Origin of the sequence: Streptomyces sp. NPDC051173, assembly GCF_040689515.1 — a bacterium.
Classification (GTDB): domain Bacteria; phylum Actinomycetota; class Actinomycetes; order Streptomycetales; family Streptomycetaceae; genus Streptomyces.
Map to the genome: position 1 here is coordinate 12,355 of NZ_JBFBBD010000013.1, position 23,857 is coordinate 36,211.

The following is a 23,857-nucleotide window of genomic DNA, read 5'->3' on the forward strand; positions in this document are numbered from 1 at the left end:
TGGTGCCCAGGTCGGCGTCGTGCCGATGCGAGGAGCCTCCACCCTGCCCCAAGGTCAACCTCAACTGTGAGCCGGCCCATAGCCATTTCCGGTCGGCGCGGCCGACAGCGAGAACCGCCGGCCCCACTCCGGATCCCGGCCGCCTTGCCGTTTGCCGTACAGCCGGTACAGGTCGTCCGAAGACCTGCCGTGCTCGCGAATCCATACGTCCGCCACGGGGTCGGGCACGCAGCACACGACATGATCCGCTCGCCCGATCCGGCCGGTGGCCGCCCGCGGCAGAGGCAGCGAAGCCTTGATTCCGGAACCCGCCACCATCAGCGATCCGTCGACCACGGGTAACCCCTCTCGTCGGCCTACCATCAGCGTGGCACTGAGTGCCGCGCCTTTCCAGGCCAACTCCGTTCACGCGGAAGCGAGGGCGGGGGCTGGAAACAGTCGCCCGTAATGCGCTGTTAACCCAGCGTGCCTTGGGCGTACTTGACCGTAGTCGACCGACGGCGTTTGACTTCTGGTCGTTTGCGCCCAACAGCGTCGCCCTCCGGCACACCCGACGCGCGAGCCGCCCCCATGCCCCGTAACCTCGGAGACACCCCGTGACCTCTGCAGTGCTCCCCGAACCGCTCACCCCGCTCGACCTCGCCTTCTGGAACATCGAGTCCGCCGGTCATCCCCTGCACATGGGCGGGCTCTTCGTCTTCGACGCCGACACCCCGGACGCCGCCGAGCGCGCCGCAGGGCTGCTCGCCGCCCGCGCCGCCCGTACCCCAGGGCTGAACACCCGCATACGCTCCGTCCTGATTCCCGTCGGCGCCGCCGCCCGCCATGTCGCCCCCGACTTCGACCCGTTGGACCACATCCATCTCAGCGCGCCCGTGCGGGACTTCTACGCGGCCGCCGGAACCCTCATGCAGCAGCCCCTGGACCGGGAGCGGCCGCCGTGGGCGGCGCACGTACTGCCCGCCGCGGACGGCACGTCCTTCGCCGTCCTCTTCACCTTCCACCACGCCCACGCGGACGGCCTGCGCGCGGCCTCGTACGTCCTGTCGCTCTTCGACGGGGCACCCGCTCCGGCCGGCACCGCCGCGCCACAGCCGCGGAAGAGCGGCTCCGGCCTGCTGCGCCTGCCCGATCCGCGCTCCCTGCCCGGCCTGCTGCGCGGCGCCGTCACCGATGCCGAACGCGGCCTGTCCATCGCCTCCGCCATGGTCGGCGCCGCCTGGGACGTGCACTCCTCCCCCGCCTTCGTCTCCCGCGGCACCGGCGCCCGCCGCGCCGAAGGGGTGACCGTCGACCTGCGCGACGTGAACCGCGTCCGCGCGGCCACGGGCGGCACCCTCAACGACATCCTCCTCGCCGTCCTCGCGGGCGGCATGCGGCGCTGGCTCGACAAGCGCGGCGACGGCAGCGACGGCGTACGCCCCCGGGCCCTCGTCCCCGTGTCGCTGCGCGACCCGGGCAACCCGGGCGCTTCGGGCAACAGGCTCTCCGGCTATCTGACCCGGCTCCCCGTCGACGAGGCCGAGCCCCTCGCCCGCCTGCGCGCCGTACGCGAGGCCATGGAGCGCAACAAGCAGGCGGGGCCCGCCGACGGCGCGGGCGCCGTCGCGCTGCTCGCCGACTTCATCCCGCCCCTCGGCCACCGCTTCGGCGGCCGCCTGATCGCCCGCTCGGGCCGCCTCTTCTACGACCTGCTCGTCTCCAGCGTCCCGCTGCGCGGCGTCCATGGCCTCAAGCTCGCGAACAGCCCCGTCCGCGAGGCCTACCCCCTCGCCCCGCTCGCACCCGGACAGTCCCTCGCGGTCGGCATCACCACCTACGAGGACCGCGTCTGCTACGGCCTGCTCGCCGACGCGGTCGCCGTGCCGGACCTCGACCTGCTCGCCCGGTCGATCGTGGAGGAGACAGCCGAGCTGTCGGCCGCCCACGGCGGCTGAACTCACGTCATGCGCTGTGCTGTTCCCAGCCCTTGAGGCAGGTCACGAATCCGGGTACGGCACAGGGCAGCCCCGTCCATGACGCTCCACGTGCCGTCACCCTGCTCGGCCCGGCTCTCGCCGAGCAAGGTGCCAGCGCGGAGATGACCGTGTGATCCCGCTGCCTCAGGCGAGCGGCCCGTCGGCCATGCCTACGGACTGCGGCGGCAACCCCGGTTACCCCGTGCTCGCCGTCGTCCGGCTCAAGTACCCGGGGAACCGCCACGAACCGCTGCGCCGGCTCCTCGCCGAGCGCCGGGAGATCCTGGAGTGCCTGCGCACCGCCGGCGACGACTGCTACACGTTGAAAGTGGCCGCGACTTCCATGGAGCATCTGGAAACGCTCGTGGACGAGTTGGCGGGCTTCGGCAGCACGACCACGAGCGTCGTCTACAGCCAGACACTGCCCTATCGCGGGCCCGACCAGGTCTGACCGACGGGCGCACCGCCCCGGGCCACGGTCTCCTCGCTCCGGACAGCGGTGAAGTCCCGCACCGTCGGGTACGGAATGTCATCGCCCGGAGCGCGCCCCTCCACCCCGCTCGCTCACCAGGCCCCGTCGACGACGGCAGCCGCCACCACCAGGTCCTGCCACGCCATGCCCGTGCCCTTGAACAGCCTTGGCCGCCCGGGCGCGACGTCCACCGTTCCTCGCACGAGTTCGGACAGGTTGCCCGCGATCACCCCGGTGTCGACGTCGCCCGAACGCAAGGGGATCAGGAGGTCGCCCGCCTCACGCAGCGCCGCGGTGCGCGCCTCGACGACGACGGTGGCGCGGGCGACGAGGGCACCGTCGACCTCGCGGGCCGTCGGTTCGTGCGATCCCATCGCCACGACGACCGCGTGGTCCGCGACCGCCGCGGCGGGGAACAGCGGCGTCCGCGCCGTCGTACAGCAGGCGACCACGTCGGCGGTCGCCACGGCCTGCGGTGGGACGGCCTCCGCGGGCAGACCCGACGCCCGGCAGCGCTCGACCAGTTCGGCCGCCCGCTCCGGGCGGCGCGCGACGACACCGGCCGAGGAGATGGGGCGTACGGCCCTGACCGCCTCCACGTGACCCCATGCCTGGGGTCCGGCTCCGAAGACGACGAGCCGTTCGGCGTCCGCGGGCGCCAGATGGTCCACGGCCACGGCGGAGACCGCGGGCGTCCGTAGCAGGGTCAGGGCTGAGCCGTCGATCAGGGCCGTCGGGCAGAGCGTGGCCGCGTCCATGAGGAGATAGGAGGCGACGATGCGCGGCAGGCCGCGGGCGGGGTTGTCGGGCGCGACCGCGGCGATCTTCACCCCGACGTACGAGGACGACGCTGCCGGCATCAGCAGGAGCTGGCCCGCCCGGGTGTCGAGCGCGGTGCGCGGAACGTCCGCCTCGGGGTCCAGCCCGGCGCGCAGGGCCCGGTCCAGTGCCTCGATCGCCCGTGGCATGGGCAGGCGGCGCGCCAGTTCCTCGGCGTCGATCAGCGGGAGTTTGGTGGGGTTCACGCGCTCAGTTCCTTCAGTGCGTACGAGGTCTTCTCCAGCGCCGCCGCCAGCTGGGTCGGTTCCTGCCCGTAGGTGATCCGCAGGTGGTGCTCGGTCCCGAAGTGGGCCCCGGCGCTGACCAGCACCTTGCCGTGGGCCAGCAGGGCCTCGGCGACATCGGTGCTGGGCAGGTCCAGGTGGTAGCGGACGAACGCCAGGGCGGTGGCCTGGGGCGGCACGACCGAGAGCAGGGGGGCATGGGAGTCGACCCACTGCTGCATATGGGTCCAGCTTTCGCGCAGGAAGCCGCGGTAGCGGTCCAGCAGCCGGGCGCGGGTGGGCGGTTCGAGCGCCAGCTCCGCCAGCGTCATCGCCGTCCCGGAGGCGGAGAGGGTCGCGTACTCGTGCCGTTGGCGGAGCCGCGGGAGGAGTCCGGGTGGTGCGATCAGCCAGCCGAGGCGCAGCCCCTGCATGCCGAACGCCTTGGAGAGGCTGCCGACGCACACGACGCGGTCGTAGTGGCCCCAGAAGGTGGGGCTGAGCTCGTCGGTGCGGAATTCGGTGCCGCGGTGCACCTCGTCGGAGAAGATCCAGGCGCCGGCCCGGTCGGCGACGGAGACGATCGCCCGTATCTCCTCTTCGGTCAGGACGGTGCCGACCGGGTTGTTGGGGGTCGTCACCACGATGGCCCGGGTGTCCGGGCGGACCGCGCGGGCCAGGGCGTCGATGTCGGGCCGCCAGCCGCGCTCGGGGTCCAGGGGGACCTCGTCGACGTCGGCGCCCAGGTTCCGGGCCGCACCCCAGATCTGGCGGTAGCCGGGCGACATCGCCACCAAGTGGTCCCCGGGGCGGATCAGGGTGTCGACGGTGACCGCGTTGGCCTCGGCCGCCCCGACGGTGACGATGACCTGCGGTGCGTGGTCGGTGCTCCCGGTGTGCCACTGGGCGATCCGCGCGCGCAGCTCGTCCGTGCCGCACGTCGGCGGATAGCTCAGCTCGCTGTCGAGGAGCCGGCCCAGCGTCTGTTCGTCGCCGAGCAGCTCGCGCAGCCGGATCGGCCGGCAGCCGCTGTCGGCCAGGCTGTACGTGGCGTCGGCTTCCCGCCCCTGCCGCCACTCGAGCAGTTCCAACGGGTCGAAGGTCATGGGCGTCCCCAGGTACTCGGCGGAATGGAGGTGGGAAGGGCGGGTTCTATTCGGCGCTGTCCACCTTGGCGGGATCGCGTTCGACGATCGGGCCGAGGACGGTGTCGATACGCCGCATGACCGCCGGGTCGATGGTGACGCCCGCCGCCTTCGCGCTGTCGCGTACCTGCTCCGGCCGGGAGGCACCCACGATGGCCGCGGCGACGTTCGGGTTCTGGAGCGTCCAGGCTACGGCGAGCTGGGCCGGGGTCAGGTCCAGCTCCCGGGCGACGGGGGCCAGTTGCTGCACCCGCTCCAGCACCTCGTCGCGCAGGAAGGTCTTCACCCAGCGGGCACCCGCCTCGTCCGTGGCGCGCGACCCCGCGGGCGGCGGCCGTCCGGGCAGGTACTTGCCGGTGAGCACGCCTTGGGCGAGGGGCGACCAGACGATCTGGCTGAGCCCTTCCCGTTCGCACAGGGGCACGATCTCCGGTTCGACGACGCGCCAGAGCATCGAATACTGGGGCTGGTTGGAGACGAACCGTTCCAGGCCCAGTTCACCGGTGAGCTTCACGGCCCGGGCGATCTGGTCGGCGGTCCACTCCGAGACGCCGATGTAGAGGACCTTGCCCTGCCGCACGAGGTCGTCGAAGGTTCTGAGCGTCTCCTCCAGCGGGGTCCGCTCGTCGAAGCGGTGTGCCTGGTAGAGGTCGATGTAGTCGGTCCCGAGCCTGGTCAGCGAGGCGTTGACGGCCTCGGTGATGTGCTTGCGGGACAGGCCGCCGTCGTTCGGTCCGGGGCCGGTGGGGAAGAACACCTTGGTCGAGATCACCAGGGACTCCCGGCGCTGCCCCTTCAGCGCCTTGCCGAGCACGGTCTCGGCGGCCGTGGCCGCGTACATGTCGGCCGTGTCGAAGGTGGTGATGCCGACGTCCAGTGCCGCGTGCACGCACTCCACGGCCCGGTCGTCGTCGATCTGGGCTCCGTGTGTGACCCAGTTGCCGTAGGCGATCTCACTGACCTGGAGCCCGCTGCGGCCCAGTCGTCGGAACTTCATCCGCCGTCCTCACTGCTGTCGTCCTCGCTCCGGGCGAGGGGCGTGATCCGTACGCGGTTGTCGTGGAAGACCGCTCCGCCGCCCATGTCCGCGTCACGTTCGTCGATGGTCGCGTTGGGGCCGGAGCCGCCGGTGAACTTGAGCCAGTGGCCCTTCGTCGTCATGGCGACCCCGGGGCGCACCACGTCGTCGATCCTGGCCAGGGCTTCGAAGGCGCCCCGTTGGTTGCCGACCCGGACGCGGTCGCCGGCCGAGATGCCGCTCACCGCGGCGTCCTTCGGGTGCAGTACGACGTACGGCGGGCCGGCCCGGCGGCGCAGTTCGGGTTTGTTCGCGAAGACGGTGTTCAGGAAGAAGTGGTTCGCGACGGAGAGGAGGACGAGGGGGAAGGACCGCGCCAGTTCGGCGTCGTCGGTCTCGCTCGCCGGAACGTGTCCGGCCACGGGGTCGTGGCCGTCCGCGCGGGCGGTCTCCGAGACGAACTCCAGCTTTCCCGAGGGGGTGGGGAATCCGTTCGCGAAGGGTACGAACTCGTCCGGGTAGGCGAGCCGGGCCCATCCCTTGGTGCGCAGCGTGTCGACGGTGATGCCGTTCAGGGACGGGTGCGGTGAGTCGAGGAGTTCGGCCGCCAGCTCTTCGTCGTCGGCGTAGAGCGCCGGTTCCGTCAGCTCCATGGCCCGGGCCAGGCGCCGGAAGGTCTCGGTGGTGGACAGGCACTCCCCCGGCGGGGCGACGGCCGGTTCGTTCCAGGCGATGTACAGGTGGCTGTAGCCGTCGTGCACGTCCAGGTGCTCGGTCTGCATGGTGGCGGGCAGCAGGATGTCGGCGTAGTCGGCGGTGTCGGTCTGGAAGTGGTCCATGACCACGGTGAAGAGGTCTTCGCGGGCGAGGCCGCGGCGGATCCGGTTCTGGTCGGGGGAGCTGGTCAGCGGGTTGGCGCCGTAGACGACCAGCGCTTCGACGGGCGGGTCGTCCGTCTCCAGCAGCCCTTCGGCCAGCCGCGTCATGGACAGGGTGCGCACGGGGTGGCGCAGCAGGTCGTCCCGGTAGAGGGCTTCGCGGTTCGCGCCGAAGTAGCCGTCGGTCGAGTAGAGGAGTCCGCCGCCGGGCCGCTGCCAGTCCCCGGTGACGGCGGGCAGGCAGGCGAGGGTCCGCAGGGCGGTGCCGCCGCCGGCGTGGCGCTGGATGCCTTGCGACACCCGCAGGGCGGTGGGCCTGCTGCGGGCGATGCGCCGGCCGAGTCGGACGATCTCCTCCTCGGTCACGCCCGTCTCCCGCGCCGTGCGCTCGGGGTCGTACTCCAGCACCCGCTGCCGGAATTCCTCCCACCCCACGGTGTGGGCGGCCAGGTACTCCCGGTCCTCGGCGCCCTCTCGCAGCACGACGTGCATCAGGCCCAGGGCGAGCGCGGCGTCCGAGCCCGGGAGGGGCGCGATGTGTTCGTCGGCCTGGGCCGCGGAACGGCTGCGGACCGGGTCGACGACGACGATGTGCGCGCCGTTCTTGCGCGCGCGCTGGACCACCTTCCACAGGTGGTGGTGGCTCGTGAGGGGATTGCTCCCCCACAGCAGGACCAGCCGGGAGTGCACCAGGCTCTCCGGGTCGATGCCCGTACTGACGCCGAGGGTGTACCGGAGGCCGACGAGACCGGCGATGGAGCAGATCGTCATGTCGTGGCGCGAGGCGCCCAGGACGTTCCACAGCCGGCTGCCGGCGCGTCCCTGGAGGCCCTGGAGGAAGCCCAGGGTGCCCGTGCCCTGGTACGGCCAGATCGCCTCGCCGCCGTGGCGTTCGATCGTCTGCTTCAGCCTCCGGGCGATCTCGTCGAGGGCGCTGTCCCAGCTGATGCGCTCGAACCGGCCTTCCCCTTTGCGGCCGACGCGCCGCAGGGGGTGGAGCAGCCGGTCGGGGGCGCGGGTGTGCTCCAGGAACTGGTTGACCTTCACGCACAAGGTGCCCCGGGTGTAGGGGTGGTCCGGGGTGCCGCGCAGCGCGACGGCTTCGCCGTCCTGGACCGTCACCTGCCAGCTGCAGCCGTCAGGGCAGTCCAGCGGGCACGCCCCGGGGACCTGTGTGAGGTTCGTGATGTTCATGTGCCCCTCCCTTCCCGTCCCTTCCCAGCCTTCCCTACGGCTCGATCCCCCCGCCCCGCCGGGCCAGTTCCTTGCGCAGTGACGGCGACAGCACTCCTGTCATCACTTCTTGCGCGGTGCCGGTCGAGCTGATCCGGCCGTCCCGCGCCACGCTGACGTCGATCTCGCCACCGGGCATGCGGACCGTCACGTCGGGGCCGACGAGGCCGCGTGCGTGTGCCACGGCCGCCGCGGCGCACGCACCGCTGCCCGACGCGGGTACGGGGCCGGCGGCCCGCTCCCAGACCGCGATGTCCAGCGTGCGGTCGTCGTGGACGCGCACGAACTCCACGTTGGTGCCCTCGGGTTGGCGGGGGTGCCAGGCCAGGGCGGGGCCCAGGCGCTGCACCAGCTCACCGTCGATCGCGTCCCTGAAGACGACGGTGTGGGGAACGCCGAGGTGCAGGTCGGTGACGGTGACCTCGTCGCCAGGTCCGGCGCCCGCCAGCGGGACGACGGTGCTCGCCGCGCCACCGTCGCCCGTGCCCTGGCCGGTGGTGAAGCGCGCCCGGCCCATGCCCACGCGCACCCGCCCGTCGGTGACGTCCGTGATCCGGACCGCCGCGTCACCGCCGGGCGTGCGTATGGTGAACCGCATCCCCGTACGCCACTCCTTGACATAGCGTGCGGCGAGGTACAGCGCGAACATGCGCAGTCCGTTGCCGCTCATCCCGCACTCGCTGCCGTCCGCGTTGAAGATGCGCAGCGGTGTGGCGGTGCCGGGCCGGGGCTCCTCCAGCGGTCCGAAGAGCAGTCCGTCGGCGCCGACTCCGCGGTGCCGGTCGCAGAGCAGCCGGACGGCCTCGGGGGCGGGCTCCGTGCCCAGACCTGTACCGCCGCTTCGGGGGTCGACGATCAGGTAGTCGTTGCCGAGTGCCTGGTACTTCACGAAGTCGCCCATGAACCGGCCTTCGCCGCAGGTCAGTTCGTCGGGCCGTCGGTGAGGGCAGCCTCTTCGTACTCCTCGCCGTACCACCTGTTCTCCCAGGTGGAGTAGGCGACGATCACGATGTCCCGGTGGCCGGGGCCGCCGTCGGCGGAGGTGACGTCGGTGGCTTCGTGCTTGACCGCGGCGTCGTCCAGGAGGACGGCCTTCCCCGCCGCCAGTGTGCCCGTCCAGAACGGTGTGTCGCCGTCCGGCATCCACAGGCGGGTCTCGCCTCCGGCGACGTTGTTCCGACACAGCACGGCGATCATGATGTACTCGTGCCCGTCGCTGTGCACACCCTCCGGAGTGATCGGCGCGCAGCGCTCGCCACTGGCCGTGCTGCGGTTCTGATGGATGTTGATCTGCCAGTCGTGGCTGCGGTCCAGATCGAGTGCCTCCGCGCCGACGGTGACCAGCGGGGTGAAGTCGACGGTGACCGGCTCGTAGGGGCGGCGGATGCCGCCGGCCACGTTGTTGTACTTGGTGTAGGTGATGTAGTCGCGGTGCGGCAGCTTCTCGTAGGTCCAGCGCCCGTCCGGTCCGGGCTTCGGCGAGAGCCGGTACTGCGTGAACCGCTTGTGGCGCGTGCCGTTGCCCATGAACGGGTCGACGGGGAGATTGTCGTAGCTGTCCAGCGTCTCCGGTGTCGCCGGAGGGAGATCGATGATCGAGAAGCCTTGGGGGCCGACTGTCATGGCACTGATTCCTTCCTGTCAGACCGGTCGGTGGGCGGCGAGATCGGGCATGCGCTCGTCGAGGTAGCGGGCGGAGGAGTTGAGCCGCCACAGTGCTCCTCGGGCGATCGCCCGGCGCATGCGCTCGGAGGCGGCGGCGGGGACGACCACGTTGTGGAACCAGCCGGCCGCGTGCCGGGAGTCGATGGTGATGTGCAGCTTGTGGTAGACGATGCCGACGTCGGGCAGCCCGAGCCGTTCCCAGGCGTGCACGACATGGACGAAGCGTTCGGGCGCCAGCCATTCGGTCATCCCGAGGAATCCGACGGCTTCCGGATACAGGTGCCGGTACCGGCACAGGAACACGGCGAGGTTTCCCGACAGCAAGGCGTTGGCGGTGAGCGACCGTTCCAGTTCCTGGGCGGGAATATCGAAGACCCGGAAGATCTGGTTGAAGAGATGGGTGTGCACCTGCGAAGGGTCACCGTTGCCCATCTCGTCCCAGAAGTTCTCGGCTATCTCCATCTTCGCTTCGCCGCTGGTGCCGACCTGCATCATGGCGAGAAGATCGTCGAATCGACCGTCGACAACCGATTCCTGGATCACATAGTTCCGTAGATCGTCCGCCGTGGCCCGGTCACGGATGAATTCCCGGTAGTACGGGTGCTTGTACACGCGGTGTTCGCGCGCGGCCTTCTTCAGCCAGGACAGATACGCGGACGGTTCGGCCGGTGCCGCGTCGAGCATGCCCGGCTCCAGCGTGGCGTCCTGGGCGGCCATGGTCGCCTGTTCCAGCAGGCGGAGCAGCTCGTGGACGAACGCGGAGCCCTCGGCGGTGGGCCCGTCGGGGAGCTGGGTGCAGAGCTCGTAGATACGGGAGAGCAGCAGCTGCTGGCCGTGGAACGCCGCCGTGTCACCGACTGCCGACCGTGCGTTGAGATCATTGACGGCCGCCCGTAGCGCCGTCCGTTCAGCGATGGTCACTGATGCGTCAAGGTCTTCCGCGGGACATTTCAGCAGCGAGGAGACTTCCTCCACGACCGGAAAGGCGTCCACAGCTGACTTCTGATCGAGTAAGTGGGCGTCTGTGTTCATACCGCCTCCTGCCATATGTCGGCTGCCCATGCCGATGGCATGGGCATCTGTTGAACGCTGATACTGTGCCACCTCAAGAGCCGTATCGCATCAGGAGTTTGGCGTGAAGGCAAGGCTTGACACATCTTGTAGGGGGACGCGACCGCGGTGAAATGACAATGGCGCGATGCCATCGACGAATCCGGCGGAAAACCGACGGGCAGCGGGTCGCGGAGACCCACTGCCCACGCGCCTCACCTGACCCGCGCGATCACTCCTCGATCCGTGCGGACGGATGCGGGGCACGCCTCTCACGGCCCCGGTCCGGGTCGGGGCTCCTCCGGGAGCGCGGCTGCCCCGATCCCTCGCGGGCCGCCAGGAAGAGCACGGCGAGGAGCAGCAGGGCCGTGCCGGCGAGGACGCTCGCGTTCAGCCGCTCGCCGAAGACCAGGACGCCGATGGCCGCCGCGGTGAGCGGATCGACCAGGGCGATCACGGAGGCCGTGGTCGCCCGGACCACCCGGAGGCCGATGAAGAACAGGATGTACGCCAGTGCCGTCGGCACCGCCCCCAGATACTGGATCAGGCAGAGGGTCCACGCCGGACGGTCCATGCCGGGCACCAAGCCCTCCCACATGGCCAGCGGCAGGAGGCAGATCGCGCCCACGGTGATGCCGGGCACCGTGGACTCGAAAACACCACCGGCGCTGTTCCGCCCGGAGAAACGGCCCAGCAGGGTCACACCGGCGTAGCCGACGGCGGAGAGCAGCGCGTATCCGATGCCCAGGAGGGGATCGGGGCCGGTGCTCCCGTCGGCCCCTCCCATCAGCAGCACCAGACCGGCAACACCGCTCGCCACCGCGGCGGTTCCGGCGACACCGGTGCGCTCACCCAGGGTCAGCCGGGCGCCGACGGCGACCAGTACCGGGCCCGAGCCCAGGGTCACCACCGTGCCGACGGCCAGTCCGGCCTGCTGCACGGCGGCGAAGTAGGCGGTCTGGGCCACCGCCATCCCGATGCCCGTGATCAGGGCCCGCCGGGGGTTCGCCGCGTACATCGCGCGCAGCGGGGGCACCGTCTCGGGCCGCCGGACCCGCCAGATGGTGTGGGCCACCAGGAGCAGCACGAGCCCGGTCAGGAACCGCCAGAAGGAAACGGCGACGGGGCCGATCCCGGCGACGTCGTACATCTCGGTGGCCACGGCACCGCCGGTGCCCCAAGCCGTGGCCGCGATCGCGACATAGAGGACACCCCGCCACGCGGGCAGGGCGGAAGAGGACTGCAAAGGAGGTCTCCTCGCTCGATTGCCGGCACGAAGTCTTCGTGGGCAACCCACGCAGCCACCCCGGCATCCCGGGATGGTGTTACGTGACTGCCCGCCTCAGATGGCGGGCGGCGGAGGCGACATCAGCAAATGCATGCGGGCACCTTACCCGGCGGAGAGATACGGGTGCCCTGGGATGCGCCGCATCCGGCCCGGATGCGGTCGGCCGCGCCGACGGTGCCTTCGGTGGGGACGCGCCGCAGTGTCGGTGCCGCGCGCACCGGCCCCACGGTGGCTGCCGTGATGCGGTGGCGCGGGGTCCGGCCGCACACTGGCCCGAGGAGGTCCACCAGGGGATTCCGGATCAGCGAGGCGGTCCACGCCGCCGTCGGCCACCGGCTGGAGGGCTTGGCGAGCGACCGTCCGTGCGGTCGGTCGCACGGACACAACTACGCCGTCGCGTCGGCACTTTCGGCCGACGACGACGGCCTCGGCAAGGTCGGATTCGTCCGTGGCTACGGTGAACTGACCCACTTCGGGAAATGGCTCGACAACGACGTCGACCACCGGCATCCGAACGACGCCCTCGGCGGCGTCAGTACGCCGGCGGAGCACCTGTCGCACCGGCTCCGCGAACCCCGGCCCTCCCCTGCCGTCGGGGACCTACGCACCCGCCACCGCGAGCGGAGTCCTCAGGGGGAAGTCGCGTAGCGGGTGCCGACGTTCCCGGCGTGCCATTCGTGGTTGCCGCTCATCCAGTTCGACAGCCCGGCCATGAAGCGGGCGACGAGCGGATTGGTGGCGGAGAGCGCGGCGGCCTGCTCCTCGAAGAGGTGGACGATCTCGTTGTGGACCTCGATCGCCTTCTGGAAGGCGTCGTCGATGGAGCACTTCTCCTCGGCCGCGATCACGGTGGGAAGGCTGTAGTGGAAGCGCTCGCTGGCCTGCTCCTTGCGCAGCGAGTAGAGGTCGTTGCAAATGGTCGAGGCGTTGGAGGACAAGGCGACAGCACGCTGCACCGCGGGCTCCGCGAAGACATGGGCCGGCAGCTCATAGCCACCGACGGAGTCGGTGAGAGTCAGGCAGGGACGGAAGTTGTTGAACTGCCGCTGCACCAAGTATTCCCACACAGGAGGGGTACGGTGCCGGCTGATGCAGTCGCCCTCCGCGTTGTACCCGAGGTAGAGGTTGGCGATGTCGTGCCGGAAACGATGCGCCTGTGCCGGCGTGGCCAGCGCGTAGAAGTAGTCCATGGCCGACCGCATGGAGCGCAGCGCCGGGTGGGAATCGACCCCGGTCCGCCAGTCGGCTTCGTAGCGCGGGGTGTTGTGCGAGGGGTCGATCGCGGACTGGGCGACCGCCAGCGCCGCGCCGCGGCGGTCCGCGCTGCCGCCGTACTCCGCTTCGCAGAAGTAGTCGTCCACGGCGTTCTCCCCGATCAGGAGACGGGCGGCGACCATGAGGTGGTCGACGTCGGGCGCGTCCGGGTGGCACAGGACCACCGACCGCCCCGCGTCAAAGGCGACGAGATCCTCTCTGAGATCGGTGTCCGGGTAGAGGTCCACTTCCTTCTCGGCCCACTCGACGAGCCGGTCGTTGACCTCATCGGCCAGCCCGCGGTCGTCCCGTACGGCCGGCGGGCAGTAGAGACCCTCGATCCGCTGCGACGACGGCTGCGACTCCGCCGGTGCGGGGAGGGCTGCCGCCAGCACTTCCACGGCCGCGCCCGGCTCCGAGCCGGCCGCGAGGCGCAGGGAGTCCGTCCCGATGCCGGTCGGCCCGGACAGCAGTCGGGCCAGGAGTCGGGAAGAGCCGACAGCGGCCTCGGGAACATCGGCCGCATTGGGGGGTGGAGAGGTCATCCACAACTCCGTTCATAGGCACTGGACTTGTCTCATTCGTCGCCGAAGGGATAGCACGGCGCGCGGAACGGCAACAAGAGTCTCCCCCTCGCTCACGGGCCTGACCTGCACCTATGGCGCGTGCTCAACAAGGCTGCTCACTCGTCAGAGTGAAGCGGCCACGCCTGCCCGATCATGGCCGCCCCGCCGTCGGCCGACGGCCCGTTCGGCCAGGAGCCAAGTGGCTCGATGACGCCTGCCACAACCCGCCTTCGTTCGGCCATTCGGACGACACGGGACATCAGTTCGCGCATATCAGGTCATCCTCAGGAGCGGCGAATTCCGCTCTCTCAAGGCGTCGTTGGCCGCCTGACACGACTTCCGGGCGGCATCCGGTGGCGCAAACTCACAGTGCACGTTTCGCCACTCTCGACCAACATCCTTGCCCGCTGCTTCACTTGCGGCGCGCATCCGCGGAAGCAGGCCCGGCCCACCGCATGAGCTGCGCGCACCCTGCGCCCCCACGTTGTCGGAAGGGACCGGAATGACAAGTGCAGTGACGCCGGATCAATCGGAGCAGCGTGAAGGAGAGGCGGGGCGAGCCCAGTTGAGCCTCGGCGTCGCGGCCGCGCGGAATCTGGCGACCACCACCAAGACCGTTCCGCAGATGCAGAACATCAGCTCGCGCTGGCTGCTGCGGATGCTGCCCTGGGTGGAGGTCAGTGGCGGCACGTACCGGGTCAACCGGCGCCTGGCCTACGCGGTGGGCGACGGGCGGGTGGCGTTCGTCCAGGAAGGCGCGGACGTCAGGGTCGTGCCGGCGGAGCTGGGCGAACTGCCGCTCCTGCGCGGGTTCGACGAACCGGAGGTGCTGCGGTCCCTGGCCGGGCGGTTCGAGCAGCGCGAGTACGAGCCGGGCGAGGTCCTGGCGCAGGCCGGGCAGCCGGCGGACCGGGTGGTCCTGATCGCGCACGGCAAGGTGGAGAGGACGGGCCCCGGGAAGTACGAGGCCGAGTCGCGGCTGGGGGTGCTCGCCGACGGCGGGTTCTTCGGTGGACAGGTGGTGTCGGACGAGCCCGGCGCGTGGGAGTTCACGGCGCGGGCACTGACGGCGTGCACGGTGCTGGTGCTGCCCCGGCAGGCGTACGAGGAGGTGGCCGGGCGGAGCGGGCCGCTGCGCGAGCACGTGCAGCGCCGCCAGGCCGAAGGGGAACGCCCGCGGAACAAGCGCGGCGAAGCCGACATCACGCTGGCCGCCGGCCACACCGGGGAACCGGCCCTGCCCGGCACGTTCGCCGACTACGAACTCGCGCCACGTGAGTACGAGTTGAGCGTGGCCCAGACGGTCCTGAGGGTGCACACACGGGTCGCCGACCTCTACAACGACCCGATGAACCAGATCGAGCAGCAGCTGCGGCTGACCATCGAGGCGCTGCGCGAGCGCCAGGAGTACGAGCTGGTCAACAACCGCGCCTTCGGGCTGCTGCACAACGCCGACCACGGGCAGCGCATCTCCACCCACTCCGGCCCGCCCACTCCGGACGACTTCGACGAACTGCTGAGCATGCGCCGCCGGACCAAGGCGTTCTTCGCGCACCCCAAGGCGATCGCCGCCCTCGGCCGCGAGTGCAACAAGCGCGGCCTCTACTTCGGCGACGCCGACGTCAACGGCCACCGCATCCCCGCCTGGCGCGGCGTGCCGATCTTTCCCCTGGGCAAACTGCCGGTCTCCGAGCAGGGCACCACGTCGGTCCTGGCGATGCGTACCGGCGAGGACGCCTCGGGAGTGGTCGGGCTGCGGCAGACCGGGATCCCGGAGGAGCGCGAGCCGGGCCTGAACGTGCGGTTCATGGGCATCAATGACCAGGCCCTCATCTCCTACCTGGTCAGCACGTACTACTCGGCTGCGGTCCTGGTGCCCGACGCGCTCGGCGTCCTGGAGAACGTCGAGGTCGGCCGCACCTCCCGCACCTGAGCCCCGCCCGCTACGGGTCACGCCGGAGGAGAGGCTGCGCTCCGGCCCCGTACGGCCGCTCCCCACCCCGATGACCACGTCAGTGCCTGCTGCGCAGCGCACTGCACCCGAACCACCTGAACGTCCTGCAGTCAACGGCACGTTGTAAGGAGTCTCCACCATGACCACGACCCCGGAAGCCCCCGCCACCGTCCTGCGTACGGCGTACCAGCAGGCTGTCGCCGACTACTGGAACAACGAGAAGGACCCGGTGAACCTGCGGCTGGGCGAGGTCGACGACCTCTACCACCACCACTACGGCCTCGGCGACTACGACCCGTCCGTCCTGGAGGGCCCGGAGGAGACCCGGGACGCACGCATCATCGAGGAGCTCCACCGCCTGGAGTCGGCCCAGGCCGACGTCCTCCTCGACCACCTCGGTCCCGTCGCCCCCGAGCAGCGGCTGCTCGACGCCGGCTGCGGCCGCGGCGGCAGCAGCATCATGGCCAACGCCCGCTTCGGCTGCCAGGTCGACGGCATCTCCATCTCCCAGACGCAGGTCGACTTCGCCAACGCGGAGGCCCGCAGGCGCGGCGTGGACGACAAGGTGCACTACCACTTCCGCAACATGCTGGACACCGGCTTCCCCACCGGGGACTTCCAGGGCATCTGGAACAACGAGTCCACCATGTACGTGGACCTCCACGAGCTCTTCGCCGAGCACGCCCGGCAGCTCGCGCGCGGCGGCCGCTACGTCACCATCACGGGCTGCTCCAACGACGTGACGGGCGGCCGCTCCAAGGCGGTCAGCCGCATCGACGAGCACTACACCTGCAACATCCACCCGCGCAGTGCGTACTTCAAGGCCATGGTGGCCAACGGCCTCGTGCCGATGCACGTCGTGGACCTCACGCCCACCGCGATCCCGTACTGGGAACTCCGGACCAAGTCGTCGGTGGCCACGGGGGTCGAGGACCCCTTCCTCACGGCATACCGCGAAGGCAGCTTCCACTACCTGCTCATCGCCGCCGACCGCATCTGAACGGTCGCGAGGGCGCAGCCTTCCGTCCGGGCCAGGGCCCCGGATGAGATGCGCGGTGCCGTGGCGACGAGAGCGAAGACCCGGCCGATCGGTTCGACGGCCGGGTCTTCGCGCATGCCGACGCCTGCGGCCGATGACGTGAACGGCGAGGATCCTGCTGTTGCCGGCCGCTCCTGCCGTCCGGCCGGTTTGAGCGCCGTCGGAGGAGGTAAGGAACGCCAAGGCATCGGGCCATGCGACCGGCGGAAACGTCTGGTCGTTGCTCTTCGTGAAGACCTCGGGCAGGACAGGCGACCGGCTGAGAGGCAGGAGTGATGGCCCACGTGACCGACACCCACTACCGGCGACACGTCCTGCCGTACTACCAGGCGTTCGAGTCACGCCTCGGGTATGCGGCGCTGCTCGGGCGCACGCGTCACTTCGGCTGGTACGAACCGGGCCACTCCCCTTGGCAATTCGCGGCAGCCATGCGGCGCATGGAACTCGTCGTGGCCCGGAAGCTGGCCCTGCCCCCGGCGTCGTCGGTGCTCGACGCCGGATGCGGGGTCGGCGACACAGCACGCACGGTCGCACGGGCGAAAGGCGTACACGTCACGGGGATCGACGGGATCGAGCCGGACATCGCCATCGCGCGGCAGCGGTCGGCCCGCGCCGACGAACCGGGCCGGCGCACGCGATTCCTCCTGGCCGACTATCACGCCCTCCCCTTCGCCGACGCCTCCTTCGAAGGCATCTACACGATGGAATCCTTCGTCCACTCCCCCGACCCACCACAGGGGCTCGCCGAATTCTTCCGTGTCCTGCGCCCCGGCGGGAGGCTGGTGATGTGCGAGTACTCGAGCACTCCGCAAGCCCATTTACTACCGCAGGCGCGGTCCGCGCTGCTGAGGGTCTGTGAGCTCTCCGGTATGCCGGGCATGCTCACGATGACCCACGGGCACTTGGAGCGGCTCCTCCAGCAGACCGGATTCATCGTCGAATCGGCCTATGACGCGACGGAGAAGATCCTGCCCATGCTGCGCTGCTTCTCGGTGCTCGGCCGGCTGCCCTACGCGCTCGCGCGCGGCGTCGGCCGCGGCGACAGTCTCGTCAACGCGATGAGCGGGGTGGAAATGTACCGGCACCAGGAGACATGGCGCTACAACATCTGTATCGCTACCAGGCCATGACGCTTCTACCTCCTGCGCTGTCGGAAGCCTTGGCGGGCCGGACAGGAATATACGGGTCAAGACCAGCCGCACGACGCGTCGCTGACAGAGCGCTGCGGGGTGTGGTAACTCAGCAGTGCTGCCCTGGTCCTGGCCACGGGCGCGCCCAGTGCCGCGGGAAGATCCGAGCACGGCCCGTCAGCGGCGTCGGCGGGCGTTGAGCCGGGCGGCCTGACGTGTCAGGTGGTCGCGCTCGGCGAGGTTGGGGGCCTTGTGGGCCGCCTCGACGTACAGCCGTGCCGCCGTCGCCAGGTCGCCGTCGCGCTCGTGGAGGTACGCCGCCACCGCGGCGTAGCGGGGCAGTAGGGCGTCCAGCTCCGCGAGTGCCGCCAGGCCGGCACGCGGTCCGTCGGCCTCGCCGACGGCCACCGCGCGGTTGAGCCGGACGACGGGGTTGTCGGTCAGGCGCGCGAGCTCGTCGTACCACTCGACGATCTGCGCCCAGTCGGTCTCCTCGGCGGTGGGAGCGTCGGCGTGGAGGGCCGCGATGGCGGCCTGGGCCTGGAACTCGCCCAGCCGGTCGCGGGCGAGGGCCGCCTGGAGGATCGCGACGCCCTCGGCGATCGAGCCGGTGTCCCAGCGGCCGCGGTCCTGCTCGGCGAGCGGTACGAGGCTGCCGTCGGACGCGGTCCGGGCGGCGCGCCGGGCGTGGTGGAGCAGCATGAGGGCGAGCAGCCCCGCCACCTCGGGGTGGTCGACCTGGGCCGCGAGCTGCCGGGTGAGCCGGATGGCCTCGGCGGCGAGGTCGACGTCGCCGGAGTAGCCCTCGTTGAAGACCAGGTAGAGGACGCGCAGCACGGTGGCGACGTCGCCGGGCTGATCGAACCGCACGCCGGAGACCGCGCGCTTGGCCCGGCTAATACGCTGCGCCATGGTCGCCTCGGGCACCAGGTACGCCTGGGCGATCTGGCGGGTGGTCAGCCCGCCGACGGCGCGCAGCGTGAGCGCGACCGCGGACGACGGCGTCAGCGACGGGTGGGCGCAGAGGAAGTAGAGCTGGAGCGTGTCGTCCGACGCGGGCACGGGTCCGGGCGCCGGCTCCTCGTCGACAAGGTCCTCACGTCGACGGCGGGCGGCATCCGCCCGCATCGCGTCGAGGAACCGGCGCCAGGCCACGGTGACCAGCCAGCCCTTCGGGTCCCGCGGCCGGTCGGCGGGCCAGACGCGGACCGCCTCGACCAGCGCGTCCTGCACGGCGTCCTCTGCCGCCGCGAAGTCGGCTCCGCGGCGGCAGAGGATGGTGAGCACGCTCGGCGTGAGGCTGCGGAGCAGGGCCTCGTCCATCGATGAGGTCACTCCGTGATGGTGGGCGGGCAGGCCAGGAACGGGCGCACCTCGAGCCACTCGTGGATCGGCTTGCCGCCCGCCCCGGGGGCGGCCGACAGTTCCCCGGCCAGGTCGACGGCGCGCTCGTAGCTGTCGACGTCGATGATCATCCAGCCGGCGATGAGGTCCTTGGTCTCGGCGAACGGGCCGTCGGTGACCGGCGGGCGCCCCTCACCGTCGTACCGGACCCATGCCCCCTCGGGGGCGAGCGCCTGGCCGTCGACGAACTCGCCGGTCTTCTCGAGCCGGGCCGCGAAGTCGTTCATGTACTGCACGTGCGCCGAGATCTCCTCCGGCGTCCACTGGTCCATCGGCACGTCGTTGACCGGAGCCGGGGCGCCGCGGTAGTGCTTGAGCAGCAGGTATTTGGCCATCGTGGTTCTCCTTGCTGGTGCGACCCATTGTGGTCGCGTTCATTACGGGGACGGAGCCGGTCACAGATTCTCGACATCGCCGTCCGATTTTTTCGGTCTCTCGTGGGTGAGCCTGGGTGAGCCGTCCCGGAGCAGGTCTTTCCGTGCCCAACGATCGGCGCCGGGAGCGGGTGCGTGTCGCTCCTCGGCCTCGGTGTCCTCTCCGGGGCCCGGCCCCCGGAGAGGACACCGACGCTGGCCGGGCCGTCGACCTGGATGTTGAACCGACAACAACCAAGAGGGCCGATGCGCCGGTCCTTGAGTGGGGAGAGCCGAGTGATGCCCTCGCCCTTGACCTCGCGGCTTCACCGACCATGATCAATCCCGCCGGGATTTCCTCTACCGCAGCCGCTCCCCCCTCAAGCGTGGGGTGCGGGGTTACCGAACCGCGCAGTCGGCGAAGTTCGGGGTTCCGCCTTCTTGGATGTAGCAGGGGGTGGTGCCGTGGAAGTAGGAGCCGTTGTGCTTGCCCTGGTATTCGACCTTGACGTAGGTGCCCTTCTTCCACCACCAGTTGTTGATGCGCGTCCAGGCGTTGGGGGTGTTGCGCCAGTCCGTGCTGACCCAGGCGCCGCTCTGGTTGGTGCCATGGACGTTGATCGCGTCGGACTGGCCGGTATGGACGGTGACCTGCAGGCAGCACCCCTTCAACGACGGGGCGGCGGTGGCTGCTTGCGGGGCCACGAACCCCGCAGCGCTCAGACCGACTATGGACAGACCGAGAAGCGTGCCTTTGGCGATGCGAAACATGATGCCCCTTTCACTGAAGAGGTGCTCGCCGGCCTGCGCTGGAGCAGGCCGCCATGTGGCGCTTCATAGGCTCGCCGTTGCGGCGGATCGGCGCAATCCTTTTCAGCGACGACTGAACCCTCTTCGGCTAGCGGCCGGACGCGCACCACCGTTCACCACCGCCCCAGACACGCGCGCACCGTGCTCAACTTCTTCCGGCGCGCGCCATCTCCCGTACACCGTCTCGCGGTTGCGCTGCCGACGGTGTGCCGGACGGCGGGGACCATGGGCGTGCTCACGCGGTCACCACCAGGCGGGCCTCAGCCAGGATGTGGATGAAGGACGCCACGTGCGAGTCAGTCAGCGCCCGTTCCTGCCGAACCGCGAAATCGCCTCCAGGATCGCGTCCTGCATGGCAGGGCTGCCCGTGTGTCCGGAGTCGTCGATCACCTTCAGCTCCGCGCCCGGCCATGCCTTGGACAGCTCCCACGCCGTCTTCAATGGGCTGCCGATGTCGAGGCGGCCGTGGATCAGCACTGCAGGGATACCGGCCAGCCGGTGTGCGTCACGGAGCAGTTGTCCGTCCTCGAGCCAGGCATCGTTCGCGAAGTAGTGCGCGCAGATCCGGACGAAGGCCATCAGCGCGTTGTCGGGCTTGTCGCTGTAGGCGCCCGGATGACCGAGTGCCTCGTGGGCGATGACAGCGTCCTCCCAAGCACACCAGTCCCGCACCGCCTTGAGCCGGACCGCCTCATCCGGGCTCTTCAGCAACTGGTTGTAGGCGGCCACGAGATTGCCACCTCGGTCTGCCTCCGGCAGTGCGTCGCGGTATGTCTCCCAGGCGCCGGGCAGCAGACGTCCGACACCGTGGTAGAGCCATTCGGTCTCCTCCGGCCGGGTCATGGTGACGCCGCCGATGACGACCTCGGAGACTCGCTCTGGGTAGCGCTCGGCGTAGGCGAGGATCAGCGTCGAGCCCCATGAGCCGCCGTAGAGGAGCCAGCGCTCGATGCCCAGGTGCTCGCGGAGCCGCTCCATGTCGGCGATGAGGTGGTCGGTGGTGTTGGCATCGAGGCCGACGGCCGGGTCGGAGGCGTGAGGCCGGCTCTCACCGCAGCCACGCTGATCGAACAGGACGATCCGGTAGACCTTGGGATCGAACACCTTGCGACTGCCGCGGCGCCCCCCACTGCCGGGCCCACCGTGCACGCACAGGGCCGCCTTCCCATGGAGGTTCCCGCTGGTCTCCCAATAGATCTGGTTTCCGTCACCGACGTCGAGGAGGCCGTGCGCGTACGGTTCGATGGGCGGGAACGGCCGGTCCATGACGGTCTCCTCCTGGATGTGCGAAGAACAACCTCGCGAGGCTAGTCGACGGCTGGAACGATGTCTCCGGATTTGTCCTCGGCTCGGGCGGCGAGGTACTCGGCCCGGTCGCGTCGGGCGTAGGCGACCCAGCGGAGTGCGGTGTGGCGGTGCATCCCGGTCATGTCGGCGAGGAACAGGCTGGGGAGATCAGCGGCGAGGGCAGCCAGTGCCGCGTGGCGGGCGGTGCGGACCGGAATGCCGTGCCGGTTGAGTTTCCGGGTCATGCCGTGCGTCGAGATCGGCTCCTCCCGGGACCATGCCCGGGAGGAGCCACCGAGGGCCTGGGTGGACTCGCGAAAGCTGCGGCCGCAGCCGGGGTTGTTCGGCGAGGCGCCGCAGGAGCTCGGCGAGTCGTGGAGGCGGCAGGAGGGGTGGCACCCCAGGACCAGGTGGACGCGCTTGTCACCGAACTTGAGGTGCTCGGGCGTCAGATGGCAAAGGCGTTCGGTGGACGGGCCGAACAGCAGGGTGATCGCGCCGTAGCCCGGCTCGGCGAGCCCGCCGCAACCTGCACCTGCAGGAGCTGCCCAGCCCGCCCGTACAGGAGGCCGGGACGATGGCCGCATCTTTGTGGCTTCTGCCAGTACGCCTGTCCGCCAGAGTGCGGAGAGACTGCCCGCCAGAGGCTGCGGCGCGCCCCAGAACGGGGAGTTCGAGGCCAAGGGCATGACGAAGCACCGGGAGGACAGCACGATGGCCAGGCAGCAATATGACGAGATAGGTGAGGCGTTCGAGGGCTTCAAGTCCCTTCCGCTCGCACAGTACGGGGAGGTTCCCAGCTTCCTCAGCATGGTGGGGGACGTGGGCGGCAAGTCGGTCCTCGACCTGGCCTCCGGCACCGGCTTCTACAGCAGGGAGTTCAAGCGGCGTGGCGCCACGGAAGTGCTCGGAATCGACATCTCCGGTGAAATGGTCGCCGTGGCAAGGGCGTTCGAGGAGCGTGATCCGCTGGGTGTGCGCTACGAGGTGGGCGATGTGTCCGCGCTGCGGCCCCTTGAGCGGTCCTTCGACGTCGCCACGGGGGTTCAGCTGCTCAACTACGCCGAGGACATCGCCGCCATGGAGCGGATGTGCCGCAACGTACACCGGAGCCTGGAGCCCGGCGCCGAGTTCTTCGTGCTCGCCCAGACACCCGACTACCGTTTCGACGGGCCGCCGTTGGCCAAGTACGGCTTTCTCTGCGAGCCGACCGGCGAGGAGATCGAGACCGGACCGCGAGTACGGGTCACGGCACTGCTCGACCCACCGATCTCGTTCGTCGGCGCCTGCCCGCGCCGCGAAGTCTACGAAAAGTGCCTGCGTGCAGCCGGATTCCACGAGGTGACCTGGGTACCGCTGGAGGTGTCCGACGCCGGCGTGCGCGAGTTCGGCGCGGACTTCTGGGAGGACCTCCTCACCAATCCCCCACTGAAGATGCTGCGTTGCCGCGCCTGACGGCGAACCGGACATCGAGGAGACAGCCGGCCGGTCCGGAACGATCGTCAATTACAGGTTGACGACCCAAGATCGTCAACTTAAAATTGACGCATGAGCCCACTCGACATCAGCCTCGCCGACCTGATCGCCCGGCTCGACGAGGAACTTCCCGGTGCCAATGAACTGGCCCGCATCAGCGAGGCGCGACTTCGCGCCCAGACACTGTCCGATCTCGGTGACCAGCTCGTCGACCACTACGTCAGCAAGGCCCGGCAGGCCGCCGCGTCGTGGACCGAGATCGGCGACGCCATCGGGGTGTCCAAACAGGCCGCCCAGCAACGCCACGCGCCGGCCGCGTTCGAGCGGTTCACCAACCTGAACCGGCACAGCATCGTGCTGGCGCAGGAGGCCGCCCGAACGCACAAGCACGACTTCATCGGCACCGAACACATCCTGCTCGGCCTGCTCGGCGAGCCGCGGGGCCTGGCGTACGAGATCCTGGTGGCGAAGGCCGGCTCGGAGCAGCGCATCCGCGAAGCGGTCGAGGAAGCGATGCCGCCGGCCGGGGAGAAGGCGCTGCGGGGTCACATCGCCTTCCGGCCGGAGAGCAAGGAGGCCATCGAGCAGGCACGCCGCGCATCGACCGACCTCGGCCACGACTGGGTCGGCACGGAACACATGCTGCTGGGCCTGATCCGCACCGAGGAGAGCCCGGCCGCCCAGATCCTGCACAGCCTGGGCTTCACGTCGGACGAGCTGCACGAGACGGTCAAGACCGAGATCACCAAACGGCTCGCCGCGCGCGACAAGCAGTAGCGAAACGATCAGTCGCCGGGGGTGAGAGACAGCCGGATACGCCGGCTCACTTCGAAA

22 protein-coding genes and 1 pseudogene are annotated in these 23,857 nt (G+C 70.1%); 8 read left to right on the forward strand and 15 right to left on the reverse strand.

All coding sequences use genetic code 11. From position 1 onward, the window contains the following. Positions 1-60: 60 nt before the first annotated feature. Positions 61-336 (reverse strand): hypothetical protein, encoded by a 276-nt coding sequence (locus AB0435_RS10475; RefSeq protein ID WP_366004403.1) that lies wholly within the window; start codon positions 334-336, stop codon positions 61-63. 272 nt (positions 337-608) lie between these two features. Here AB0435_RS10475 and AB0435_RS10480 point away from each other — a divergent pair, with 272 nt between their 5' ends. Then, positions 609-1,937, forward strand: a complete 1,329-nt coding sequence (locus AB0435_RS10480) for a wax ester/triacylglycerol synthase family O-acyltransferase (protein ID WP_366004428.1) — start codon at positions 609-611, stop codon at positions 1,935-1,937. A gap of 214 nt (positions 1,938-2,151) precedes the next feature. Continuing rightward, positions 2,152-2,409: pseudogene (locus AB0435_RS10485) on the forward strand (Lrp/AsnC ligand binding domain-containing protein); the annotation flags it as partial. A gap of 113 nt (positions 2,410-2,522) precedes the next feature. Here AB0435_RS10485 and AB0435_RS10490 read toward each other — a convergent pair. From AB0435_RS10490 to AB0435_RS10525, 8 genes are all read right to left on the reverse strand, one after another. Then, a complete protein-coding gene (locus tag AB0435_RS10490) occupies positions 2,523-3,455 on the reverse strand; it encodes an ornithine cyclodeaminase family protein (protein WP_366426678.1) in 933 nt (310 codons plus the stop codon). After that, the gene (locus AB0435_RS10495) at positions 3,452-4,579 is read right to left on the reverse strand and encodes an aminotransferase class I/II-fold pyridoxal phosphate-dependent enzyme (protein WP_366004401.1); all 1,128 of its coding nucleotides are present in this window, start codon (positions 4,577-4,579) and stop codon (positions 3,452-3,454) included. Before AB0435_RS10495 ends, AB0435_RS10490 begins: the two co-directional genes overlap by 4 nt. A gap of 46 nt (positions 4,580-4,625) precedes the next feature. Then, entirely contained in the window at positions 4,626-5,615 is a 990-nt protein-coding gene (locus AB0435_RS10500; protein WP_366426679.1) for an aldo/keto reductase family protein, read from the reverse strand. Beyond that, on the reverse strand, positions 5,612-7,708 hold the full coding sequence (locus tag AB0435_RS10505) for a molybdopterin-dependent oxidoreductase (protein ID WP_366004399.1): 2,097 nt from the start codon (positions 7,706-7,708) through the stop codon (positions 5,612-5,614). The genes AB0435_RS10500 and AB0435_RS10505 overlap by 4 nt, the downstream gene beginning before the upstream one ends. A gap of 34 nt (positions 7,709-7,742) precedes the next feature. Then, positions 7,743-8,648 (reverse strand): diaminopimelate epimerase, encoded by a 906-nt coding sequence (dapF, locus tag AB0435_RS10510; RefSeq protein WP_366004398.1) that lies wholly within the window; start codon positions 8,646-8,648, stop codon positions 7,743-7,745. A gap of 20 nt (positions 8,649-8,668) precedes the next feature. Continuing rightward, on the reverse strand, positions 8,669-9,370 hold the full coding sequence (locus AB0435_RS10515) for a 2OG-Fe dioxygenase family protein (protein WP_366426680.1): 702 nt from the start codon (positions 9,368-9,370) through the stop codon (positions 8,669-8,671). An 18-nt stretch (positions 9,371-9,388) separates the two neighbouring features. Further along, on the reverse strand, positions 9,389-10,333 hold the full coding sequence (locus tag AB0435_RS10520; RefSeq protein ID WP_366004396.1) for an iron-containing redox enzyme family protein: 945 nt from the start codon (positions 10,331-10,333) through the stop codon (positions 9,389-9,391). Between the two features lie 361 nt (positions 10,334-10,694). Further along, a complete protein-coding gene (locus AB0435_RS10525; RefSeq protein ID WP_366426681.1) occupies positions 10,695-11,708 on the reverse strand; it encodes an EamA family transporter in 1,014 nt (337 codons plus the stop codon). Between the two features lie 225 nt (positions 11,709-11,933). Between AB0435_RS10525 and AB0435_RS10530 the strand changes: the two genes are divergently transcribed. Further along, complete coding sequence (locus AB0435_RS10530; RefSeq protein WP_366004394.1) at positions 11,934-12,398, forward strand: 6-carboxytetrahydropterin synthase; 465 nt, start codon at positions 11,934-11,936, stop codon at positions 12,396-12,398. On the opposite strand, the gene AB0435_RS10535 is transcribed toward AB0435_RS10530, so the two are convergent. Continuing rightward, on the reverse strand, positions 12,380-13,549 hold the full coding sequence (locus AB0435_RS10535; protein WP_366004393.1) for a family 2 encapsulin nanocompartment cargo protein terpene cyclase: 1,170 nt from the start codon (positions 13,547-13,549) through the stop codon (positions 12,380-12,382). The genes AB0435_RS10530 and AB0435_RS10535 overlap by 19 nt on opposite strands. A 523-nt stretch (positions 13,550-14,072) precedes the next feature. Here AB0435_RS10535 and AB0435_RS10540 point away from each other — a divergent pair. From AB0435_RS10540 to AB0435_RS10550, 3 genes are all read left to right on the forward strand, one after another. Beyond that, positions 14,073-15,503 (forward strand): family 2B encapsulin nanocompartment shell protein, encoded by a 1,431-nt coding sequence (locus tag AB0435_RS10540; protein WP_366426682.1) that lies wholly within the window; start codon positions 14,073-14,075, stop codon positions 15,501-15,503. A 160-nt stretch (positions 15,504-15,663) separates the two neighbouring features. Then, the gene (locus AB0435_RS10545; protein ID WP_366426683.1) at positions 15,664-16,524 is read left to right on the forward strand and encodes a geranyl diphosphate 2-C-methyltransferase; all 861 of its coding nucleotides are present in this window, start codon (positions 15,664-15,666) and stop codon (positions 16,522-16,524) included. A gap of 314 nt (positions 16,525-16,838) precedes the next feature. Beyond that, positions 16,839-17,693, forward strand: a complete 855-nt coding sequence (locus tag AB0435_RS10550; protein WP_366426684.1) for a methyltransferase domain-containing protein — start codon at positions 16,839-16,841, stop codon at positions 17,691-17,693. 177 nt (positions 17,694-17,870) lie between these two features. Here the strand turns inward: AB0435_RS10550 and AB0435_RS10555 are convergent, their stop codons facing one another. From AB0435_RS10555 to AB0435_RS10575, 5 genes are all read right to left on the reverse strand, one after another. Continuing rightward, the gene (locus AB0435_RS10555; protein ID WP_366004427.1) at positions 17,871-19,016 is read right to left on the reverse strand and encodes a DUF6596 domain-containing protein; all 1,146 of its coding nucleotides are present in this window, start codon (positions 19,014-19,016) and stop codon (positions 17,871-17,873) included. Between the two features lie 8 nt (positions 19,017-19,024). Beyond that, on the reverse strand, positions 19,025-19,432 hold the full coding sequence (locus AB0435_RS10560) for a YciI family protein (RefSeq protein ID WP_366004389.1): 408 nt from the start codon (positions 19,430-19,432) through the stop codon (positions 19,025-19,027). Positions 19,433-19,849: 417 nt separating this feature from the next. Then, on the reverse strand, positions 19,850-20,221 hold the full coding sequence (locus AB0435_RS10565; protein WP_366426685.1) for a hypothetical protein: 372 nt from the start codon (positions 20,219-20,221) through the stop codon (positions 19,850-19,852). A 339-nt stretch (positions 20,222-20,560) separates the two neighbouring features. Then, entirely contained in the window at positions 20,561-21,526 is a 966-nt protein-coding gene (gene pip / locus AB0435_RS10570; protein ID WP_366426686.1) for a prolyl aminopeptidase, read from the reverse strand. 41 nt (positions 21,527-21,567) lie between these two features. Further along, positions 21,568-22,134 carry a hypothetical protein gene (locus AB0435_RS10575; protein ID WP_366426687.1) on the reverse strand — a complete coding sequence of 189 codons (567 nt, stop codon included), beginning with the start codon at positions 22,132-22,134 and terminating at the stop codon, positions 21,568-21,570. Positions 22,135-22,261: 127 nt separating this feature from the next. On the opposite strand from AB0435_RS10575, the gene AB0435_RS10580 reads away from it, so the two are divergent. After that, entirely contained in the window at positions 22,262-23,002 is a 741-nt protein-coding gene (locus tag AB0435_RS10580) for a class I SAM-dependent methyltransferase (protein ID WP_366426723.1), read from the forward strand. A gap of 93 nt (positions 23,003-23,095) precedes the next feature. Then, positions 23,096-23,800 carry a Clp protease N-terminal domain-containing protein gene (locus AB0435_RS10585; RefSeq protein WP_366426688.1) on the forward strand — a complete coding sequence of 235 codons (705 nt, stop codon included), beginning with the start codon at positions 23,096-23,098 and terminating at the stop codon, positions 23,798-23,800. Positions 23,801-23,857: the final 57 nt, after the last annotated feature.

Coding starts and splice junctions, on each gene's coding strand:
- AB0435_RS10495 (WP_366004401.1), bottom strand. CDS start 4,579: ATGACCTTCGACCCGTTGGAACTGCTCGAGTGGCGGCAGGGGCGGGAA.
- AB0435_RS10500 (WP_366426679.1), bottom strand. CDS start 5,615: ATGAAGTTCCGACGACTGGGCCGCAGCGGGCTCCAGGTCAGTGAGATC.
- AB0435_RS10505 (WP_366004399.1), bottom strand. CDS start 7,708: ATGAACATCACGAACCTCACACAGGTCCCCGGGGCGTGCCCGCTGGAC.
- dapF (WP_366004398.1), bottom strand. CDS start 8,648: ATGGGCGACTTCGTGAAGTACCAGGCACTCGGCAACGACTACCTGATC.
- AB0435_RS10515 (WP_366426680.1), bottom strand. CDS start 9,370: ATGACAGTCGGCCCCCAAGGCTTCTCGATCATCGATCTCCCTCCGGCG.
- AB0435_RS10535 (WP_366004393.1), bottom strand. CDS start 13,549: ATGACCTCTCCACCCCCCAATGCGGCCGATGTTCCCGAGGCCGCTGTC.
- AB0435_RS10540 (WP_366426682.1), top strand. CDS start 14,073: ATGACAAGTGCAGTGACGCCGGATCAATCGGAGCAGCGTGAAGGAGAG.
- AB0435_RS10545 (WP_366426683.1), top strand. CDS start 15,664: ATGACCACGACCCCGGAAGCCCCCGCCACCGTCCTGCGTACGGCGTAC.
- AB0435_RS10550 (WP_366426684.1), top strand. CDS start 16,839: ATGGCCCACGTGACCGACACCCACTACCGGCGACACGTCCTGCCGTAC.
- AB0435_RS10555 (WP_366004427.1), bottom strand. CDS start 19,016: ATGGACGAGGCCCTGCTCCGCAGCCTCACGCCGAGCGTGCTCACCATC.
- AB0435_RS10560 (WP_366004389.1), bottom strand. CDS start 19,432: ATGGCCAAATACCTGCTGCTCAAGCACTACCGCGGCGCCCCGGCTCCG.
- AB0435_RS10565 (WP_366426685.1), bottom strand. CDS start 20,221: ATGTTTCGCATCGCCAAAGGCACGCTTCTCGGTCTGTCCATAGTCGGT.
- pip (WP_366426686.1), bottom strand. CDS start 21,526: ATGGACCGGCCGTTCCCGCCCATCGAACCGTACGCGCACGGCCTCCTC.
- AB0435_RS10575 (WP_366426687.1), bottom strand. CDS start 22,134: ATGCGGCCATCGTCCCGGCCTCCTGTACGGGCGGGCTGGGCAGCTCCT.
- AB0435_RS10580 (WP_366426723.1), top strand. CDS start 22,262: ATGGCCAGGCAGCAATATGACGAGATAGGTGAGGCGTTCGAGGGCTTC.
- AB0435_RS10585 (WP_366426688.1), top strand. CDS start 23,096: ATGAGCCCACTCGACATCAGCCTCGCCGACCTGATCGCCCGGCTCGAC.